Annotated in this window: 15 protein-coding genes and 1 tRNA gene; 6 read left to right on the top strand and 10 right to left on the bottom strand. The window is 56.8% G+C overall.

The window, feature by feature from the left end; all coding sequences use genetic code 11:
• Positions 1 to 34 precede the first annotated feature (34 nt).
• From PEL8287_RS09160 to putA, 4 genes are all read right to left on the bottom strand, one after another.
• The gene (locus PEL8287_RS09160; RefSeq protein WP_085892089.1) at positions 35 to 2086 is read right to left on the bottom strand and encodes a calcium-binding protein; all 2052 of its coding nucleotides are present in this window, start codon (positions 2084 to 2086) and stop codon (positions 35 to 37) included.
• A 541-nt stretch (positions 2087 to 2627) separates the two neighbouring features.
• Complete coding sequence (locus PEL8287_RS09155; RefSeq protein WP_085892315.1) at positions 2628 to 2987, bottom strand: GFA family protein; 360 nt, start codon at positions 2985 to 2987, stop codon at positions 2628 to 2630.
• 5 nt (positions 2988 to 2992) lie between these two features.
• The gene (locus tag PEL8287_RS09150; RefSeq protein ID WP_085892088.1) at positions 2993 to 3739 is read right to left on the bottom strand and encodes a rhomboid family intramembrane serine protease; all 747 of its coding nucleotides are present in this window, start codon (positions 3737 to 3739) and stop codon (positions 2993 to 2995) included.
• Between the two features lie 95 nt (positions 3740 to 3834).
• Positions 3835 to 7266, bottom strand: coding sequence for a bifunctional proline dehydrogenase/L-glutamate gamma-semialdehyde dehydrogenase PutA (gene putA / locus PEL8287_RS09145; protein ID WP_085892314.1), 3432 nt, complete (start codon positions 7264 to 7266; stop codon positions 3835 to 3837).
• Positions 7267 to 7370: 104 nt separating this feature from the next.
• Between putA and PEL8287_RS09140 the strand changes: the two genes are divergently transcribed.
• The 3 genes from PEL8287_RS09140 (at position 7371) to PEL8287_RS09130 (ending at position 8654) form a co-directional block, all read left to right on the top strand.
• The gene (locus tag PEL8287_RS09140; protein ID WP_370737917.1) at positions 7371 to 7853 is read left to right on the top strand and encodes an Lrp/AsnC family transcriptional regulator; all 483 of its coding nucleotides are present in this window, start codon (positions 7371 to 7373) and stop codon (positions 7851 to 7853) included.
• 32 nt (positions 7854 to 7885) lie between these two features.
• On the top strand, positions 7886 to 8431 hold the full coding sequence (locus PEL8287_RS09135) for a tetratricopeptide repeat protein (RefSeq protein ID WP_085892086.1): 546 nt from the start codon (positions 7886 to 7888) through the stop codon (positions 8429 to 8431).
• A 137-nt stretch (positions 8432 to 8568) separates the two neighbouring features.
• Positions 8569 to 8654 (top strand) — tRNA-Leu (locus PEL8287_RS09130).
• 51 nt (positions 8655 to 8705) lie between these two features.
• Here PEL8287_RS09130 and PEL8287_RS09125 read toward each other — a convergent pair.
• The 6 genes from PEL8287_RS09125 to PEL8287_RS09110 form a co-directional block, all read right to left on the bottom strand.
• A complete protein-coding gene (locus tag PEL8287_RS09125) occupies positions 8706 to 9026 on the bottom strand; it encodes a hypothetical protein (protein WP_085892085.1) in 321 nt (106 codons plus the stop codon).
• A gap of 2 nt (positions 9027 to 9028) precedes the next feature.
• Positions 9029 to 9394, bottom strand: a complete 366-nt coding sequence (locus PEL8287_RS20305) for a mechanosensitive ion channel domain-containing protein (protein WP_235862263.1) — start codon at positions 9392 to 9394, stop codon at positions 9029 to 9031.
• Between the two features lie 132 nt (positions 9395 to 9526).
• Positions 9527 to 9754, bottom strand: coding sequence for a hypothetical protein (locus PEL8287_RS20300; RefSeq protein ID WP_235862262.1), 228 nt, complete (start codon positions 9752 to 9754; stop codon positions 9527 to 9529).
• 117 nt (positions 9755 to 9871) lie between these two features.
• Positions 9872 to 10069 carry a hypothetical protein gene (locus tag PEL8287_RS20295; protein WP_235862261.1) on the bottom strand — a complete coding sequence of 66 codons (198 nt, stop codon included), beginning with the start codon at positions 10067 to 10069 and terminating at the stop codon, positions 9872 to 9874.
• Entirely contained in the window at positions 10069 to 11409 is a 1341-nt protein-coding gene (locus PEL8287_RS09115; RefSeq protein ID WP_085892084.1) for a serine hydrolase domain-containing protein, read from the bottom strand. The genes PEL8287_RS20295 and PEL8287_RS09115 overlap by 1 nt, the downstream gene beginning before the upstream one ends.
• Positions 11390 to 12733, bottom strand: coding sequence for an alginate export family protein (locus PEL8287_RS09110; protein ID WP_085892313.1), 1344 nt, complete (start codon positions 12731 to 12733; stop codon positions 11390 to 11392). Before PEL8287_RS09110 ends, PEL8287_RS09115 begins: the two co-directional genes overlap by 20 nt.
• Before the next feature lie 274 nt (positions 12734 to 13007).
• On the opposite strand from PEL8287_RS09110, the gene PEL8287_RS09105 reads away from it, so the two are divergent.
• From PEL8287_RS09105 to PEL8287_RS09090, 3 genes are all read left to right on the top strand, one after another.
• Positions 13008 to 13493, top strand: a complete 486-nt coding sequence (locus tag PEL8287_RS09105; RefSeq protein ID WP_085892083.1) for a hypothetical protein — start codon at positions 13008 to 13010, stop codon at positions 13491 to 13493.
• Positions 13494 to 13933: 440 nt separating this feature from the next.
• On the top strand, positions 13934 to 14440 hold the full coding sequence (locus tag PEL8287_RS09095; protein ID WP_085892081.1) for a hypothetical protein: 507 nt from the start codon (positions 13934 to 13936) through the stop codon (positions 14438 to 14440).
• A gap of 110 nt (positions 14441 to 14550) precedes the next feature.
• Positions 14551 to 16980, top strand: coding sequence for a hypothetical protein (locus tag PEL8287_RS09090; RefSeq protein ID WP_139837748.1), 2430 nt, complete (start codon positions 14551 to 14553; stop codon positions 16978 to 16980).
• Positions 16981 to 18222: the final 1242 nt, after the last annotated feature.

The following is an 18222-nucleotide window of genomic DNA, read 5'->3' as shown; positions in this document are numbered from 1 at the left end:
GCGGCCGCTCTGGTCCTGTCCCGGGCCAGTTCGTTTAAACGATGAAAAAATCGTTTTCGTCGATGGCCAGCCCGGTGGTGAGGGTGGCAAAAGCAATACCGTCCGTCACACCGTTGCCATCGCTGTCAAAATACAGGCTACCGGTCGCGCTGTCGTAGATGATCCGCTGCGCGGCATCTTCAGCAAGCCCGGTCGCATTGACGTGGAATTGCGTTGCGTCAAGGGCGCCCGCCGTCAAACCGGTAAAGACAACGCTGTCCAATTGGATCGTATCGCTGCCTACACTGAAATCGACGATGCGATCCACGTTGCCTGTGCCGAGTGCTGTTTTGAAGATGAACGTATCGGCACCAGCCCCGCCGCGCAGAACGTCGTTTCCGTCACCGCCATCCAGCGTGTCGTTACCATCATAGCTGTACAGGATGTTCCGCGCGCCGTCTCCGGTCAACGTATCATCAAAGTTCGAGGCATACACATGCTCGAAACCCGAAATGACGTCACCAGTGGCTTCGCCGCCCGAGGCCTGCTGAAACCCTGAGACATCCGCATTGAGATCAATTGTGACACCAGATGTAGAGCCGAGATAATGCAGCAGATCCGTCCCGTCGCCACCTTCGAGTGTGTCGGCGCCTGTGCCGCCGCGGATCGTGTCATTGTTGGCGCCGCCATTGATGGAATCGTCGCCGTCAAGCCCTAGAATGGTATTCCGTTCGGCATCACCAATGATCACATCACCAAAGTCAGAACCGTTCACGTTCTCAAAACCTGAAACAAGGTCACCTTCGGCGTCACCGCCCAAACCTGTGCTGGCGCCGGTCAGATCAACTGTAACGCCAGATGAGGAGTCGCTATAGAGCAGAAGGTCGATACCGTCGCCGCCTTCCAGGGTGTCGGCACCAGCGCCGCCAATGACGGTGTCATTACCGCCAGCACCATCAATGGAATCGTCCCCGTCAAAGCCGACCAGATAGTTTGCAGTGCCGTCGCCGGTGATCACATCACCAAAGTCTGAGCCCTGCACATTTTCAAAACCAGAAGCGATGTCGCCGGTCGCATCCCCACCTGACACCTGATGAAATCCTGCGCCATCTAAATTCAGATCAACCGTTACGCCGGCTTCGGACCCCAGATAGCGCAGCCAGTCCAGCCCGGCACCGCCGATAAGAACATCGCCGCCTGCGCCGCCCCTAACCACGTCATCGCCGTCGCCAGCATCGATAACATCGTCACCGCCATAGCCGAAAAGAATGTTCCGGTTGCCATCGCCAAGAATCACATCACCAAAGTCCGAGCCATAAACATGCTCGAACCCTGAAATGACGTCTCCTGTAGCATCGCCACCAAAGGCCACTTGCGCGCCGGTACCAAACAGATCCAGATCAACGACAACACCGTTTGATGACCCTTCGTATTGCAATACGTCCAGGCCGTCTCCGCCTTCCAGGGTGTCCGCGCCGGCACCGCCGTTGATCGTGTCATTACCGCTGTCGCCAACGATGGAGTCATTTCCGCCCCGGCCGTAAAGATAGTCGTTCCCTGCCAGGCCCAGAATTGTATTGATTCCGGCATCACCCGTCAGCGAGTCATCGCCCGGCGTGCCAGTCAGATTGTCAGGTGTGTCGGTGATGTCCACCTGCAACGTGCCAAGCGTCGTAGAAACCCCTTTGACAACGGTGGTCAGCGTCAGGGTTGCGGCATTGATGCCAAAAACATCCTGTGCTCCGGTGTATGTCACGGCTGCCGTATTTTCGAAAAAATCCTCGATATCAGAACGTTCACCAAACAAAATCAGCGTATCCGTGCCCGAGCCGGTCACTGTTACATCGCCATTACCTGTCGCGTCAAAAGTGCCCGAACTGGCCTCGAGAACCACGGTTACAAAATCTTTTTTCTTGGCGATCTTGTTAAATTTGACATCCGACAGATCAACTGCTGCAGCGGTATCTTCGGCAGCAGGCAGACCGGTCGGCACACCTTTTGCCCCTGCCGGGCCTTTTTTGCCGGAACCAGGAAAATTTGGGTTGTTCAGAATCCCTGTATTTTGACCATTGAGGCCAGGGCTCTTTACGGGTTTGGGTGGTTTCATGTTTACGGCTTCCTGGTACGCGGTGGCTAAAGCTGGCTTCTGGTCATCAGTGCTGAATCGCGAGGGTCGTCTTACCCTCGGAAATTAAACGGCTTTGCGCAGATGATTGGCCCCCTGGAGTTGTGGCGTGTGCATTAGTTAAAAGTTTATTGATTCTAAATGAGGTCAATTCAGGGCACTTCCGGGGCTTCTACGGGACGTAAATGGGATCAAATGAGTTGCGCGACTGAAGCAGTCCCCAAAAGCCTGCCTGCACAGGGGTTTCTGCGCGGTTGGGCGACTTTCAGACGTTTTATAATGACCCTGCGGGATGCATGCGTTGGGCGTTGGTAAAGGGCAGGAATTTGTTATTGGAGCGAAGATCGAAAACAATTCAGGATTGTTTTTCAGGTAAGTTCGATGCCTTCATCAGGCATGAAACTTGAAAGGCGCCAAGTAACTTGAATGCAGATGGCGTCCGTTGTCGGTTCATAAGGCGGCATGGCAGGTGCGCTGCCTGTTACATGAATTGAATAACTGTCGGTGGTGGCGGTTCTTGTTCTTATCTGTCTGAGGGGTGGTTGACACCATCGACCCAGCCAATATCGCCCAGGTCGCGCGGATTGATGTCTTCGAGTGCACCGAGGTTCACGCCAAACTCATTTGGGTTTGAGCGGCGCTGGTGATGGGTGTAGATGCCACAGACCGAGCAGAAGTAATGTTTCGCCGTTTTCGTGCCCCATTGATAAATCGCAAGCTTGTCCGAACCTTTGACAACCTCGACCCCACCAAGGGGAGCTGTAACAGCTGCAGCCCCGCGCCGACGACAGAACGAACAATCGCAGCGGCGGGCCGTTGCCAGGCCCTCGTCAACAAGCGTGACGCGTAATTCCACGGCGCCGCAATGGCAGGTTGCTTTCATCGGTGTCATCGGCGTTTTCTTACCCTTGGTATATGACTGCGCTGGTAGGTGTATTTCGCCTCTGGATGGGGCGGACGGCCATCGGTGCGACCCCAGAATTTTGGCCCGCCGTGGCGCAGGAACAGGGGCAGTGTCAGGATTATCCCAACGATAAAGCCGCCCGCATGCGCCCAGTAGGCCACGCCGCCGGTGGTCGGATCAGCGCCAAAGCTACTGAAAAGCTGGATGGCAAACCAGACACCCAGCATGATCCAGGCCGGGATGGAAATGATTTTGAAGAAGATCACAAAGATCAGCAGCACATCCACCCGTGCCTTTGGAAAGAGCAGCAAATACCCCCCCATCACCCCGGCAATTGCGCCCGAGGCCCCCACGGTGGGTATCTGGCTATATGGCGCTGACAGCACTTGGGCCAGGCCTGCGCCGATGCCAGCGGCCAGGTAGAAGCCAAGATAGCCGAGGTGGCCCATCTCGTCCTCCATGTTGTCACCGAAAATCCAAAGGAACAGCATGTTGCCCGCCAGGTGCATCGGGCCACCGTGCATGAACATCGAGGTCATGAGGCTGGAATAAGCCCCGTCCTGCGTCACCAGTGCCGGGATCATGGCCCATTGGTAAAAGAACAGATTCAGCGCCCGGGGATCGCTGAAAAGCGGCCAGTAACTGAGGAAAACCAGTATGTTGGCGGCCATTAGCGCATAGTTCACATAGGGCGTGCGCCCCGAAGGGTTATGGTCGCGGATCGGAAACATGCCCGCACGCTAGCCGGATTTTCCACCCCGGGAAAGGGTCAATTCCGGGGCTGGGCTTGTGGCCCGGAGCTTTCAAAGGCTCCGGGCGGTTTTTGTCAGGCGGCCCCCCCCAGAAGGGCCGCGTTGCCGCCCGCTGCGGTGGTGTCGACGCAGACGTGGCGTTCGTGCAGCGCGTGGCCAGTGTCGGGCAGGCCGGTGATCAGCGGCACGATCGGACCCGAGCGCGCGCTGAGCGCTTTGGTGTAGGCGCGCGCGGTGTCCACATCACCCCAGTACAGCACGCCGGCCAGGCCACCCAGGGTGGTCAGGGCCTCGGGTGCCACATGACCGGTGGCCGCAACCGCTACGCCACCCAGATCGGTCACGGCTTTGGCCTGTGCCGCCGCTGTTTCTGCGTCAGGTCCAAGGCACAGAAGCGCCGGCCGGACATGGGCGGTCAGACGGTTGGATTCACCCGTGGGGCCGGGCAGGACAATATCCTGACGCGCGCCGCGCGGTTTGGCGTTGGCCTTGTCCAGGGCGCCCTGTACGTCGGTTGCGGACATGTCGCTTGACCATTGGCTGCCGGCCTGCGGTGCAGGGGCGGCTGAAAAGCGTGTCAGATAGTGCGGGCCGCCTGCCTTGGGGCCGGTGCCCGACAGACCCTCGCCGCCAAAAGGCTGCGAGCCGACGATCGCGCCGATCTGGTTGCGGTTGACGTAAATGTTGCCTGCATGGACCGCTTCGGTGACGTGCTGCACCCGGTCGTCGATCCGGGTCATCAGCCCAAAGGTCAGGCCATAACCGGTCGCGTTGATGGCGTTGATCACCTGATCAAGCTCGTCCGAGCTGAAGGTTGCAAGATGCAGGACCGGGCCAAAGATTTCGCGCGTCATATCGCCGATACCGTTCACGCGGATCAGGGTGGGTGCCACATAGGTACCGGCATTTGGCGTCATCAGTTCGTGCATCAGGCGGCCTTCGGCGCGGGCGGTCTGGATATGGTCGGCGATACCGCTTCTTGCCTCTTCATCAATCACGGGGCCGCAATCGGTGGACAGGTTCCAGGGCAGGCCAACGTTTAGTGCGTCCATGGCGCCGGTCAGCATCTCGATGAAAGAATCGGCGATGTCGTCCTGCACATAAAGGCAGCGCAGGGCTGAGCAGCGCTGACCGGCTGATTGGAAGGCGCTTTCAACAATGGCTTGCACGGCCTGTTCCGGCAACGCGGTTGAATCGACGATCATTGCGTTCATACCGCCGGTTTCGGCAATCAGCGGTGCGCCGGGGGCCATATTCTTGGCCATAGCTGTGCGGATCTTCATCGCCGTTTCGGTCGAACCGGTAAAAGCCACGCCGCCGACACGGGCGTCCGAGGTGAGTGCCGCGCCGACGTCGCCCATGCCGGGCAGAAGCTGAACCGCGGTGGCGGGCACGCCGGCCTTGTGCATCAGGCCGACAGCCAGATGCGCGATGATCGGGGTTTGTTCAGCGGGTTTTGAAAGTACGGCATTGCCTGCGGCCAATGCGGCTGCGATTTGCCCGGTGAAGATGGCCAGGGGGAAGTTCCATGGGCTGATGCAGGTGAATGTGCCAACTGGCCCGGCGGCGGGCGCGTTGGCTGCGTAGTAACGCAGGAAATCAACCGCTTCACGCAGTTCCGCCACGGCATCGGGGATGGATTTGCCGGCTTCGCGGCAAAGGATTGCAAAGATCTCGCCAAAGTTTTCCTCGTAAAGATCGGCGACCTTGTTGAGTACCTCGCCGCGCTCGGCCGGGCTGGCATCCCAGGGGGCAGCATTTGCCAAGGCTGTTTCCACGTCGTGGGGGCTGGCCATGGCAACCGAGCCCGGCTGATCTGCCGGATCAGCCGGGTTCTGCACGGGCTGCGGTTCTTGTGGTTTTACTTTGCCTGCAAGCAGCGGAGCAGCTTGCCATTTGTGTTTGGCAAAAGGTGCGCGGGCGGCTTCGATCAACTCGAGTGTAGGTTGATGTTTAAGGTCGAACCCCTTGGAGTTAATGCGTTCCGGCTGAAACAGTTCGGGGCCCTTCGGTAGATGTGGTGTGGGGTCCTTGATCGCTTCGAACGGGTCGCGAGCGACAACCGCGGGCGGTACGTCTTCGTCCACTATCTGGTTGACGAAACTGGAATTTGCGCCGTTTTCCAGCAAACGTCGCACCAAATAGGCCAGCAGGTCACGGTGCGCACCGACTGGGGCGTAGATGCGGCAGCGGGTGCCTTCGGCGCGCAGGATAATGTCGTGCAGCGCCTCGCCCATGCCATGCAGGCGTTGGAACTCGAAGGTCGATTTGTCGTTAGCCATTTCCAGAATGGCGGCGGCAGTGTGAGCGTTGTGGGTGGCGAACTGTGGATAGATCCGGTCAGTCATTGACAGCAGTTTGCGGGCGTTGGCGATGTAAGAGATATCAGTCGCCGGTTTGGTGGTGAAAACCGGAAATCCATCGATGCCGCCCACCTGCGCTTTTTTGATTTCCGTATCCCAATAGGCGCCTTTGACCAGCCGCACCATGATACGACGGTTGAGCCGCGAGGAGAGATCATAGAGGTAGTCGATGACATGGGACGCGCGTTGACCATAGGCCTGCACCACCACGCCAAACCCATCCCATCCGGCCAGGGCGGGTTCGGAGAGAACAGTTTCGATAACGTCCATCGACAGGGCCAGACGATCGGCCTCTTCGGCGTCAATGTTAAGGCCCATACGGGCGGATTTGGCCAGCAGGGCCAGACTGCGCAGGCGCGGTACCAGTACCTCCATCACCTGGTCGCGCTGAGCCACGTCGTAGCGGGGATGCAGCGCCGAAAGTTTGACCGATATACCGGGATTGGAACGGATATCCTTGTTGGTGCAGGCAGTCGCAATTGCGGTGATCGCGCGGGAATACGAAAGGTGATAGCGGGTGGCATCAGCATCGGTGCGCGCGGCCTCGCCCAGCATGTCATAGGAATAGGAGTAGCCTTTTTTCTCCATTCCTTTTGCGCGGTCCATGGCGGCCTGAATGTTTTCGCCCAGAACAAACTGACGGCCCATTTCCTTCATCGCGCGGGCAACGGCGGTGCGGATCACAGGCTCCCCCAGGCGTTTGATGGCGCCACGCAAATGGCCGACGGGGCCTTTTTTGTCTTCGTGGAGAACCTTCCCGGTCAGCATCAGGGCCCATGTTGAGGCGTTCACCAGCGGCGAGGTCGAATGCCCCATATGCTTGCCCCAGTCACTGGGCGCGATCTTGTCCTCAATCAGCGCGTCGATGGTTTCGGCATCGGGTACACGCAGCAGGGCCTCGGCCAGACACATCAGGGCGATACCTTCGTCGGTCGAGAGGCCGTATTCGGCCAGGAATACCTCCATCAGCCCAGGGCTGGACTGGCCGCGAATGTCAGTCACCAAACGTGCGCCCCGGGCGCAGATGCGCGCGCGGTCGGCTTCGGTCAGGTTCGCGCTGGTGACCAGTTGGGCGATGGTTTCGGCCTCACTGGCGTAGGTTTCCAAGTCTATGGCGCGGCGCAGATCAGTGTCGTTTGTCATGGAAAAATCCCCAAAGGTTGATTGTTCCAAGTTATCATTATTGAGTAAGTTAAATTTCCTGTTTATTGTAGTAAACGAAGTCTATTTAGCTATTTTAAGGGGGTATTGCAGTGCAGAACGATCAAAATGATCTGGATCGCTTTGATCGGGCGATTCTTCGGGTTTTGGCCGGGGATGGCCGGATAAGTATAACTGAACTGGCGCGCGAAATCGGATTGTCGAAATCGCCCACGCAGGCACGTCTGCGGCGTCTGGAAAAGGACGGGGTAATCACCGGCTATCGCGCTTTGTTTGATCCGATCCGGCTCGGGCTGGCTCACGTCAGCTTTGTTGAAGTGCGTCTGCATGACACCCGCGAGTCGGCATTGGCCGAATTCAATGTCGCAGTGGCAAAGATCCCCGAGATTGAACAGGTGCACCTTATAGCGGGCAATTTCGATTATCTGATGAAGATCCGCACCCAAAGCATGAGCGATTATCGCCGGGTGCTGGCCGAGCAGATTTCGACCCTCCCGCATGTTGCCAACACTTCGACCTATGTGGCGATGCAGGCGGTCAAGGAAAACGCGTTGTCAGATGTGATTTGACGCAAGGCTATCTCGTGTGAATATCCTGAACCATGAGATACGCAATATTTGCCCTTTGTCTGGCCAGCCCGACGCTTGCCGAGACCTGCCCTGAAGCCCCAGACCATTCCGAGGCTTTGGCGGCGCTAATAGCGGCCGTGCAGAACGCCCCGAACGAAATGGAAGCAAGGCGCATATCCAACGACATGTGGAAGTTTTGGGCCGATGCCCCCGATTCCTATGCACAAGAGCTGCTGGACGAGGGAATGTCGCGGCGGGAATCCTACGATTATGCCGGCGCGGCCAAGGCGCTTGATGCGCTGGTGGATTATTGCCCGGACTATGCCGAGGGGTACAACCAGCGCGCCTTTGTCAATTTTTTGCGGCAGGATTATCGGGCGGCCTTGCCCGATCTGGAGCGCGCCATCGAATTGTCGCCCCGCCACATTGCAGCCCTGACCGGGCAGGCGTTGACGCTGGCTGCACTGGATCGCACGGGCGAGGCTGCGCTTGTCCTGCGCGCGGCGCTTGCGCTTAATCCGTGGCTGTCAGAGCGGCACCTTCTGACGGTTCTGGAAAAGGTCGAGGAAGAGCTTTAAGGCCTGCCAGTGCTGCAAGACAGTCATCCGTTCCGGACACCATAAAAGGTGGGAAAGCGGTCTTTACACCGGAAGCAGACAGGATATTGTCCGCCCATCTTGCGGGCCTGCCCGCGTCAACTGCAACAACGCCAGATGCGGGCGTGATGGAATGGTAGACATATCGGACTTAAAATCCGAAGGGCTTACGCCCGTGTGGGTTCGAGTCCCACCGCCCGCACCAAATTCTATATATAAAACAGATCAGTAGAACCCTTTTGTAGTGGTTGCTGACTTATTTCCAAGAGAAGCTGCGTTGCTTTTTTAGTCTTATGGTGTCCGCGGATTTAATCGTGTGTGCCTTGCGGCGCTCACCACCGCTCGAGATCAATACTTCTAGCTCGGGGTTTTCAATTATCGCCTTGTGGATATCATCCTTGTGGGCAGGTGTTTCATCGTAAATTCCAAGGTGGAAATCTTCCGCAGTGATGATGTCCCCATTTTCCAAGATCAGTTTCGGTATATCCTCTAGTAGTTGCTCTTTGGCGGCTTCGCGTGCGTCTTGGTCGAAAAGATAGAGTGCACCAATCTCGTCCTTGGGGTTGTAGGCAAGCATTCTCAGCCCAGACCTACCGAAGTGAGCCTGTTGGCTACTATTGTCATGCAAAATATCATTGTAAACTTGTCGGGCACGATATGACCTTGCGAAGTGGATATGCTGACGGATCGGACCGTTCCGCCAACGCCGCCCACTTGGACATAGTCGCCTTCATCGAAGGGGCGGTTGATCATGATCATCAAGCCACTTGCGAGATTACCCAGCGTGTCCTGAAAGGCGAAGGCCAGAAAGAACGAGGCCCCTCCGATCATCGCGAAAAGTGGCGTGACGTTCACGCCAAGCGCGGCCAGAACGAACAACAATCCCACAGCGATTATGAGCCAGAAAGCAGCCCCTACGAAGAACGCTTCCAGTATTTTTGACATGTTGGGGACACGGCCAAACCACCGCCTTGCAAGACCTCTTGCGAAGCGTGATACAAACAACAGTGCCACGAACGCTGGGATGACAATTCCGATATCCTTGACGATGAGCAACCCGCCATCGGGGCGCGTCAGTCAGGTCCAGAAAGCAATCGCAACGGCCTTTGGGCTTGCGAGCAAGGTTTCTTTGAACAGTACAGAATCCCGGTAGGCGCGGAGTTCAGTCACAAGAGCCTCATCGCCTGCTTTGCTTTCAAAGGCGTCGACGACCATCGAAAAGCGCTCAAAAAGGCCCGCGCGGTCTTTGACCAAGCGGGCAAGTTGCTGGTGGGCCGCCTCTGTGGCCGCCGATGGATCGCTCAAAAGAGCGACCTGTCGGTCGGAAATCTCCCAAGTCTTGGATTTGAAGATCTCCAGCCTGGCTCTTGCAAGCGGATCGAGTTCCTCTCGTGTCAGTGGGATTAGGCGAAGGGCGAGTTCCTAAATCGAGATGTCGGGATCGATAAGTTCGGCCGAGGGGGCTGTAGCTACAGCCTTCGCCTCGGCGTTCTGAGCGAACGACGGTTCGGAAAACGCGACAAGGCCAGTCAGAATGAGACTGAAAAGCCCCATCAGCACCGCGCAGAACGGGCCGATCATCGCGTCTGATCCATAGATATCCTTTGGTTTTTTGTTCATCAGTTCCTCGACATCAGGAACTCTGCTACCGACTGGTAAGCTGGCAGCGAGGTGGGGTCGATGAAGCCGTTCTGCGCGCGCGGATACGAGGCCAGTCGCACCAGAACCATTTCAGCCGTGGGATCAACATAGATAGTCTGCCCGTGAACGCCGCGTGCGGCGTAGGCGCCGTGATCGTTGTGAAAGACCCACCACTGACTGGTGTAGCTTCCGTCTGGGATCGTAGAAAAGCCGCTGAACTTGGACTGGTCGCCGCCGTCGCTGATATTCGCCACGACCTCTGCTGGGAACAGGCGCTCGCCGTTCAGCTCGCCTTCGTTTAGCATCAGGTGCCCCAGCCGCGCCAGATCGCGCAGCCCCGCGGTGATGCCGCCACCCGCGAATGGAACGCCGGTACCGTCGACGGTCTGATACGCGTCCTGCTCGACCCCCATGCGCCGCCACAGACGCTCCGCGGCCAGTTCGGTCACCGCCTTGCCCGACACCCGGCTGATGATCCAGCCGAGCATGTCGGAGTTGATGGTCTTGTAGTGGAACTCATCGCCGTGATTGCCCTCGGGCTCGACCTGCTGGAGGTATTCCCAGTAACCGTCCGGACCCTCATAGTTTTCGGGCTTGGGCAGCGGGCTGGCAGCGCGGGAATACAGCCAGATATCGGCGTTGGGGTCCGAGTAATCCTCGGAATATTTCACGCCCGTGGTCATATCCATGACTTGCCGCACGGTGGCTGTCGCAAAGGCGCTGTCGCCGATCTCAGGTATAATGTCGCGCACGAGGGCTGTGTCGTCGAGCGCACCTTCCACAACCATGATCTCGGCCAGAAGGCCGGTGAAGGATTTTGTCATCGACATGATGGCGTGCTTGCCGTCTTCTTCAAGGCAGCCAAAGTAGCGCTCGTAGACGACCTCACCCTTGTGCAGGATCAGCATGCCGTCAGTGTAATTGGCGTAGAGCGACTCTTCCCACGTCATCTCTTCGTTGCTGTTTTGCGGCGTGAAGGTGACCGCGTCGATCTCTGCTCGCATGTCGGCAAAATCGGACGGTGACGGATAGATCAAAGGTATCGGCGCGCCGAGGCCGCGGCTGATTTCCTTGGTGGGCAGGAACTCTCGCAGGTGACAGACCGACCAGCGCAGCCTTGGAAAGCTGAAATAAACGCTGTCGGGTTGCGTGATGATCTTGTCCTCCGGCGGAGGAAACCCCTGCATCCAGCCCATCACGTTCGGGTCGGAGTCCTGCGCCGACAGCGGGGCGGATTGCGCGTCCGCATCGGTTGGTACGCTAAGTGCGATAGCAACACCCATGGCCAATGCGATGAGATTAGAAGTTGACGACGACATTGAGAAAACCTCCTGTCCAAGGGGATGCGTTCCGGCCAATGACGTTGTCGATGGCCTGTCCGGGAAAGGAGACCGAGACGCCTGTGGTCAAGAACATGTTGCGATTTATTACGCGGCTGTATTCGAGGAACAGGTCGTCGGAGAGATGCGCATCGGTGACGCCTGAAACCACATTCCCGTTGATATTAACGCGGGTCGCCTGGCCGAACTGGACCGGGCTGTTCAACTCGTTCGCACGGATATGCGCATACCGAAACGTCCATTTGTCCTGTCGCGTCGGCTCAACCCGCAGCGCCAGCGTCAGCGCGTTCACGTTGGAATTGATGAACGTCGAAGCGGATTTTGACCCCGTCGCCCAAGCGCTCGGACTGCCTTGGTAATAAAGGGGGTCGAACCGTTCGAGCTTCGTTGTGTCCGGATCGTCTCCGGAAAAGGTCTGATAGCCCAAGGTGAGGTTCGGCGACCAGGGCAGGCTGGCAAAGGTGTAGCCGACTGTCACGCGCCCGGCCCAAGCCTCCATGTCGATCCTGTCGTTCCATTGGTAGGCAAAATCACCTGTGAAAGTCCAATTCTCCAAAGTGCCCGCGAAAGGGTTCGTTTTGGCATAAAAGCCAAGCGTTTTGGTGTCCTCTCGTGCGCCCGGTGTCACAGTCGGCGCGCCGACCCCGCCCGGTGCAGCCTGCGGATAAGGGGAGCCGGAATTGAGCACACTGACGAAAGTCGCACCCAAATAGCCGCCTTGCGGTTCGTCGTAACGCAGGTCAATACCCGCCAGCTCGTTGTTGCCGTCCGTGGAAGGCAATTCGTTCGGATCGAGATAAAAGGCCGTCCCGGCGGCATTCCCGTAGGACAAGCGCCCGATCGCGGCCATTTCCCAGGCCTTGCGCGGCCCGAATTTCAGCGCACCGCGCTCGAACCCGCTGGTGGCACCGTTCGCGATCAGCATACCTGTGCCAAGGGTCAGTTCACGCGGACCCAGCGAAACGTCATACGACAGGCCTGTGCCCAGATCGCCTCGGATGGCGAGATACGCCTCTTCCAGAGTTGTCGCGCCATTGTCGCCCGTATCGAACGCGTCGGTGCCCCAAGTGTAGGAAGAGACTGCAGAGAGTTTACCGTAGAAAACCGCACCCGTATCGAGTTGAAACTCAAAGCTGAGGCCGGGCTTTATGTAGCCCTCCAGCCATTCCGTATCGGGATCGAATCCGCTCGCGGGCGCGGTTGTCGCGGCAAGGTCCCAGAACAAGTTGCTTTCGCTGACCGCATTCAGACCGAATTGCAAATGCCCGCGTATTTTTAGACCGTTGGCATCATGAAAAAGCATCGGGTCCCGGTCCTGAGCTTCGGCGGGACTGTCTCCACACGCCAGTAGAAAAACCACCGCTGCGGTTATGCTTGGGATATGTTTTGGCGAACCAGTCCACATACGGCGTTCTTCCTCCAAGTAAGCTCTTGAGCGGTTGCCAAGCAAACTGAAACTCGCTGAGTAATCACGCGATTTTGGCTAATTTTATTTCAAAAATTAGTGTTGATTAGATTTCATTGCATATCAAGAACATTTCCGCCCAAAATGGGCGGAACCTCAGGAGTTTGCTTTCATGCCGACACGCGATACCAAACAAGGCGCTTTCATTAAGGCAAATTTCGGCACGGTTTGGCCAGTGCATCTGGTGGGCTTCACCCGTCTGCTCGTGCAACTAAGAAAGCGTTTCGACGGTGATCTCGATCTTGCGCTGGTGCTGGCCGTGATCGGCAGCAGAACGCAGACCGAGCAGTGGACGCCGGAGCTTGCCGAGCTTAGCCAGCTAACCAATTGGAATGAAGTTAACGACAAGCAGCTCCCGATCAACATACATTCGGTCGCGGAGTATTCCGGCATCCCGAGAGAGACGGTCCGACGGAAGGTGGTTACGCTGCAAGAGAAGGGATGGGTTACGCGAGGAGCAGATGGCCATCTTTCCGTTACGCGAGATGCTGCGCCCGATCTGGAAGACGCCACCGGCGATACGATTGCGTACCTCGCGGCACTTCTGAAAGCCATTGAGACGGCGCAAGACAAAGAAACGAACACCGGGGTGTGTTGACCGCTTCATCTGCTTCCAATCAAGTGTCGTTCCATCAAGACCCAATGCCAACGATTTCCATCCATTTCTCGCCGGGCGAGGTCTCTATACTTGGCGAAAGTCGACTTGAGTCATGTTACGTCACTGGATTGGCTGCTGCGCAGCGATGAACTTTGGGTCGGTTAATGACGCATAATGACAACTAAATCCCGCGAGCTGGTCACTGCTCTTTTTGAAATGCTGCACAGGAGATCAACGTCCGGATTGGGACCGCTGCACCGTCGCTCCGGCTCAGCTGATGAATGGCTGGAAAGGGCCGGTCATGTAGCTTCTTCCTTTGACATGAGGGGCGGTTCCGGACCTTCGCTGCGCTAAGCACCAAGGTCTGCTCAGCGGACATTGCAAGGTTGGTTCCTTTCTGGAGGCCGGATCGTGTGATATAGTGCCGCATAGGGGTCGAGATGGATTTTGAAATGTCAAAGGCTTCCAGCACACTTGTCGTGATCGCTGTTACCAGCTGTGCTTGGGCTCCGCTGGCGCACGCAAACGAAGTGACTGACGTGCTCATAGCGGAGTTTGCGGCCGTCTGTCTGGCATCGGATGTTGGCGAAGATCGTTATGATGCGCTGTCTACCGCAAACGGGTGGGAGCCACTTGATCCGGCTGCAACGAATGATCCCAACGTAACGGCAAGCTATGTCAAACTCTTGCAGGCTCAACCAATCATCAGCTCCTTCGGTTTTTCGGAGGGTGAAGTAACTCCGTTTTGCAGCATCCAGAGTATGAGCGGCGATGTCGGGAAACTGACAGCTTGGGTGGCCGAGGAATTGCTTGGCAGCAATCCACAGGTGGTACCCGGCATGGTTGTCAAAACGATTTATGAGGTGAACGTCGAAACGGCTCCCAATGTCTCGACCGTAACCGTTCAGAGTGCCTTTGGCATCGTGTCGCTCATCGGCAGCCAATAGATCGTAAAGGTCTGCGCAACAAGACGCGCTCGGTTTTGAATAGTGAATGGAGCCCCGTGCACCACTCTTCAGAAGAACCGTTGACGAAATGGCCAAGATTGGAGCGAGGAATGTCTCTATTTCGAAATATCAGCTACATGCTAGTGGCGGTTGGGATTGTCTTCAGCTCCGGTGTAGTCACTTTGGCGCAGGGGGAATGTCCAACCGCGCCGGGCAAAGCGGATCCGTCCTGGTCCGACGAGCAAGCGCGTACCCACAGCATTAAAATGTACAAACATGGGCTGTGTAGCTATCAGGAAATCCGAAAGAATTCCGAGCGCATCAGGACCTCGGCCGATGATGCCGTTTTCGATTGGGTTAATGAATATTTTAACGACCTACTAAAGCTGGTGGAAACACGTTCGACCTATCCCTCAAAAATGCTCCGGGACCGCTTTGAAACTTCGGAGCGGTTTAAGGACCATCAGGCAAGATGGTGGGATGTCATCACCTATATCGAGCTGTCCAAAGGCATCTATGTCGAAGAAAACTGCGAGCAAAAAGGTTCTGACGGGCTGTGTGTCGGTAATCCCTACATACAGATGGCCTTGGCGCAGGGCAAAACGCCCCGGCAGGAGTTGGAGCGGACCGCGCACGCCCCGCGCCCGCTCTTTGCCGATCCGTGGTTCTTGCTGGGGGATGTCATCGTGGATGACAGCGAGCTTTCGGAAAAAAGTTTTCTTCTGCGCCATGCCAACCGGCAGGCCAAGAAGGCTTATGACTTGGCCAAGGAAACAAGGGACATGCGGTGGCAGGAACTGGGCGATGCCGCCGAAGCTCACGAAGAAAACGCGACCGCGATACGGGCGCCCGTTGACAAGCTGAAGCGCAAGATTGTCGATATTTTGGATCGTTATGGTCGCAGCGACGAGGAAATCGAAAACTCTGATCCCTTCAGAAGGCTTGAAGTCAGGGAGGCCGCCATCCGCGATCGCCTGGGCGAGATCGAAAAGGCTGTGGATTACCTGTTCAAGCAATATCCTGCAGACGACGAATTCGCCAACACCCGCATGCAGGAGCTTGACGAAGAAGCACGGCCACTTGAAGCCGAACTGGCTCAGATCGCCACCGAACGCGAAGAGATCAGGCTGCCCGACATCCCCGACGCCGACCGCAATCGGCTAAAGATGTTGCGCGATGATCTGGAGTTGGTCGAAAGGGATGCAGAGCGCCGTATCGCGCGCGACAGGGAGAATTACTTGACTGCCAAACGCCTGCATGAAGGTGCCCAAGAGCGTTTAGACGCTGCTGAACGGGCACATGCCAAAGCGGACGTCGAACTGCGGGAATTCATGGACGAAACTCGGTTCGTGGTCACCTCGGTCTGGACCAACGACGCGGAAATCGAGCTGGATTTCGACTCGATCACCAAAATCATGAAGATTGTCGAGGCTGACCTGAAAGACAATGTCGAGGCGCTGGAACAGCTCAAGCGCGTGCGCGAACGGGCGCGCGAGGCGATGATCGACGCGGCCGATGACGTGGACTTCTTTGCGGACGAGCTGTTGTCTGCAGGCTACTATGCCTTGGCCTTGCAATTGACCGTTGAATGGGCCGATGCGGCCAGAAAACTGATCCAGTCTGCGAAGGCCGGGCCCGTAGGCGTCGGCGTTGAACTAGTTAACCAGTTTGTTACTAACATCATATTCGAGCCCAGCTATTACGAGTACAAGGGTGGCAGGCTGGACGATTACCGGAAGGGTGAGTCACCCTGGCTGAACCTTGGTATGGCCGAGACGATCTATCCGGGCGAATTGCTGGATTCGACCATCAAGCGCGCGGCCAAGGATGCGGTGGGTTTCTTGTTTAAGCTCGAGAAACAGAACCTGACTTCGCAGCAGTTGCAAAAAATGATCCGAGGGGTCGAGGTGGAGGTCGCCGGTCATCTGCAGCGGTTCTCTCCCGAAGGATACAAGCAGACCCTGAAGTTGCTTACCGACAAGTCGGTGCTTGTCAGAAGCCTGAAGGAGTCGGATCTGGCCCTGTCGACGCTGACCGGTCAGCAGGGCAAGAGGGCCTTCGCCGGCAAGGTGGGCGCGAATTTACTCAAGGGACTGGCGGTTTCGCTGGCCAAGGAGGAACTTAAAAAGGCCGCCAACCTGATCGAGCAGGATGAATACGACAACTACATGATGGCACAGATCTACCTGAGCAAAGCTGTCGGCACGTTCCGAAAGGCAGGTAATGACTATTGGGCCCAACTGCAGATCGTAAAGATAAAACGCTACGTCCGGGATGCCTTGATTGAAGGTTACAACCCCGAAGAGCAGCAGTTTGAAGGCAAGAACCTGCCTTTCTTCGCCGACCCTGGTTATCAGATTTCCCTGGACGTGGAAGAAGAGTTCGAAGGTCAGTTCAAGGCCAAAGTCACCCTGGGCGGTATAACGCTGGAACGCGACCTTCGGCGCTCAACGCCGGTCTGGAAATTGCCTGACGACAGCCTGGAGTTGTTCACCTCTGACATGCCGGAACGTTTGGAACTCAAAATTGTACTGAAATGAGCCTGAAATTTTATCGTGCACCTAGAAGCTAGTGCACTGTGGCCGTCACCAAGGCGACACAAAAATGGTCGGTTCGGAACGGTGACCGCATCCGTTTCGGGCTCGACCTGGTCATCTGAGGCTTTCTATCAGATGTCGGCTAAGCGGTGTTGAGGAGCTATTCAGGAGCAGCCGAGATCTTGGTCATGTCCGCTTTTACGCCTTGGCCATCGCTTATGGCGAACCGGACATTCGGGAACCGAAAGCGCCAACAGGATATTGCATGACCGCTGGATTGAAGGAGCCACCGAGTACAAGACCGAGTGGGAAAGGGAGTTACGGCGGCGCGAGGTGCCGGGGATCACTACAAATGATCTGCCTGCCCCCTTGCCGCATCCCGACAATGTGGCCAAGCGGCACTGGATTTTTCGCAGTAGCGGCATTCTCCAGGCTGCGAGCGCATGCAGCAAGAATTTGACAGGTCCAGTGCGGGCGCAAAGCTGCCCTGCGCTGCATACGGCACGAAGATCTGCTAGCAAGACTGCAGTTTTCAAGTCACCTGGACAAGGGAGGCGCGCGGTAACGTGCACATAACGCGGAATTTTTGCGCATCCGGCGCCAGGATCGAACTAAATTCTGGCAAGTCGCGAGACACATAGCTGCATTGCAGCATTTTCTATTGCCGCGACGCAGCATGGCTTTTAGTCAATGATGCATAAGATTTATGACGGACTTTCTCCTCCCAGAGACCCCGGCATAAATTTGCAGCAAGCTTTCACCTCCTCCCGAAAGCAAACTGCACACTGAAAAGGTCCGCTGCACCTCCTCCCGTGGCGAGCCATTCAAATAAGCGGTGGGCTCACCTCCCGAGGTCACCGCTTATTTTTTCTAAAATCTCCAGTATGGCTCGAGGCCTTCAAAAAAATCCTGCGACCGGGTCCTGAGAATTGCAGGTGCGCACCGCATCCGCGCTACCGGCCTCCTTTTCAGCCTTTGCACGAATGACATTCATCAATCGGCCCTATGCCTGACTATGTGACACTTGGCCGGTAGGGTGTGTGGTAATTTATGAAGTTTATCGTTTCCAGCAACGACGTAAGTTGGCTGCGTGCTCTACACCACGTCGAGGACTCTTGGGCACCTGCAGTTGCAGGAAATCACTCCGATCCGTCGATAAAATCCCGCGCCTCTTTATCGAGAACTGAAACCAACCTCCGTATATCTTCCATCTGCTTCGTCCGCAGTCCATGTTTATAGTTCAGA

Origin of the sequence: Roseovarius litorisediminis (genome assembly GCF_900172295.1) — a bacterium.
Lineage (GTDB): Bacteria > Pseudomonadota > Alphaproteobacteria > Rhodobacterales > Rhodobacteraceae > Roseovarius > Roseovarius litorisediminis.
The sequence above is the reverse complement of the archived record's forward strand: the minus strand, read 5'-3'. Positions and strand labels throughout refer to the sequence as shown.

Excerpts from the sequence above, each read along its gene's own strand:
- PEL8287_RS09160 (WP_085892089.1), bottom strand. The coding sequence starts at position 2,086 with ATGAAACCACCCAAACCCGTAAAGAGCCCTGGCCTCAATGGTCAAAAT.
- PEL8287_RS09155 (WP_085892315.1), bottom strand. The coding sequence starts at position 2,987 with ATGAAAGCAACCTGCCATTGCGGCGCCGTGGAATTACGCGTCACGCTT.
- PEL8287_RS09150 (WP_085892088.1), bottom strand. The coding sequence starts at position 3,739 with ATGTTTCCGATCCGCGACCATAACCCTTCGGGGCGCACGCCCTATGTG.
- putA (WP_085892314.1), bottom strand. The coding sequence starts at position 7,266 with ATGACAAACGACACTGATCTGCGCCGCGCCATAGACTTGGAAACCTAC.
- PEL8287_RS09135 (WP_085892086.1), top strand. The coding sequence starts at position 7,886 with ATGAGATACGCAATATTTGCCCTTTGTCTGGCCAGCCCGACGCTTGCC.
- PEL8287_RS09125 (WP_085892085.1), bottom strand. The coding sequence starts at position 9,026 with ATGCTTGCCTACAACCCCAAGGACGAGATTGGTGCACTCTATCTTTTC.
- PEL8287_RS20305 (WP_235862263.1), bottom strand. The coding sequence starts at position 9,394 with ATGTCAAAAATACTGGAAGCGTTCTTCGTAGGGGCTGCTTTCTGGCTC.
- PEL8287_RS20295 (WP_235862261.1), bottom strand. The coding sequence starts at position 10,069 with ATGAACAAAAAACCAAAGGATATCTATGGATCAGACGCGATGATCGGC.
- PEL8287_RS09115 (WP_085892084.1), bottom strand. The coding sequence starts at position 11,409 with ATGTCGTCGTCAACTTCTAATCTCATCGCATTGGCCATGGGTGTTGCT.
- PEL8287_RS09110 (WP_085892313.1), bottom strand. The coding sequence starts at position 12,733 with ATGCTTTTTCATGATGCCAACGGTCTAAAAATACGCGGGCATTTGCAA.
- PEL8287_RS09105 (WP_085892083.1), top strand. The coding sequence starts at position 13,008 with ATGCCGACACGCGATACCAAACAAGGCGCTTTCATTAAGGCAAATTTC.
- PEL8287_RS09095 (WP_085892081.1), top strand. The coding sequence starts at position 13,934 with ATGGATTTTGAAATGTCAAAGGCTTCCAGCACACTTGTCGTGATCGCT.
- PEL8287_RS09090 (WP_139837748.1), top strand. The coding sequence starts at position 14,551 with ATGTCTCTATTTCGAAATATCAGCTACATGCTAGTGGCGGTTGGGATT.